Raw genomic sequence first — 456 nt, 5'->3', positions numbered from 1 at the left:
AAGCAGGCGCTCTCCCAGCTGAGCTAAGCCCCCATATTTTTAAAGAAGTCGGGAAGACAGGATTCGAACCTGCGACCCCTTGGTCCCAAACCAAGTGCTCTACCAAGCTGAGCTACTTCCCGTATATTAAATTGATAATTTTAAATGGCGCGCCCGATAGGAGTCGAACCCATAACCTCTTGATCCGTAGTCAAACGCTCTATCCAGTTGAGCTACGGGCGCTATATTTAAATTGGTGCCGAGGACCGGAATCGAACCGGTACGGTGATCTCTCACCGCAGGATTTTAAGTCCTGTGCGTCTGCCAGTTCCGCCACCCCGGCAAAATAATGGAGCGGAAGACGGGATTCGAACCCGCGACCCCCACCTTGGCAAGGTGGTGTTCTACCACTGAACTACTTCCGCATATTAAAATAAATCGTATGAGCCATAGAGGATTCGAACCTCTGACCCTCTG

4 tRNA genes are annotated in these 456 nt (G+C 50.7%); all 4 read right to left on the bottom strand.

Going from position 1 to position 456, the window contains the following annotated elements:
* Nucleotides 1–48: 48 nt before the first annotated feature.
* The 4 genes from HMPREF2629_RS09410 to HMPREF2629_RS09395 all read right to left on the bottom strand — a co-directional run bounded on the left by HMPREF2629_RS09410 (nucleotide 49) and on the right by HMPREF2629_RS09395 (nucleotide 404).
* Nucleotides 49–122: transfer RNA gene (locus HMPREF2629_RS09410), tRNA-Pro, on the bottom strand.
* A gap of 23 nt (nucleotides 123–145) precedes the next feature.
* Nucleotides 146–222: transfer RNA gene (locus HMPREF2629_RS09405), tRNA-Arg, on the bottom strand.
* A gap of 11 nt (nucleotides 223–233) precedes the next feature.
* Nucleotides 234–322, bottom strand: a tRNA-Leu gene (locus tag HMPREF2629_RS09400).
* Nucleotides 323–329: 7 nt separating this feature from the next.
* A tRNA-Gly gene (locus HMPREF2629_RS09395) sits at nucleotides 330–404 on the bottom strand.
* Nucleotides 405–456 lie beyond the last annotated feature (52 nt).

Source organism: Staphylococcus sp. HMSC034C12 (assembly GCF_001835895.1).
Taxonomy (GTDB): Bacteria; Bacillota; Bacilli; order Staphylococcales; family Staphylococcaceae; genus Staphylococcus; species Staphylococcus hominis.
This window is presented reverse-complemented; position numbering and strand designations above follow the sequence as displayed.